Source organism: Microbispora sp. NBRC 16548 (genome assembly GCF_030268985.1).
Lineage (GTDB): Bacteria > Actinomycetota > Actinomycetes > Streptosporangiales > Streptosporangiaceae > Microbispora > Microbispora catharanthi.
Map to the genome: position 1 here is coordinate 1 of NZ_BSSF01000130.1, position 255 is coordinate 255.

Below are 255 nucleotides of genomic sequence, written 5' to 3' on the forward strand. Positions count from 1 at the left end.
CCGAGGCCGATCGGGCGACGGCTGAGTTGCTGGGGCGGCTGGGGCACGGGGAGATCCGGCCTCGTACCGAGGTGGGCCGGTTGTCTCCGGCGCACAAGCAGATCGTGAGCATGGCTCGGGCGTTGTCGCATTCGGCTCGGTTGATCATCATGGACGAGCCGTCGGCGGCGTTGGCGCATGACGAGGTGGAAAACCTGTTCCGGGTGATCCGTGATCTCACCTCTCAGGGGGTGGCGGTGATCTACATCTCTCACC

At 65.5% G+C, this 255-nt stretch carries 1 protein-coding gene; it reads left to right on the top strand.

Annotation, left to right across the window (positions count from 1 at the left end; genetic code table 11):
* The coding region (locus QSK36_RS43355; RefSeq protein WP_352241967.1) for an ATP-binding cassette domain-containing protein at positions 1-255 on the top strand (255 nt) is incomplete at both ends.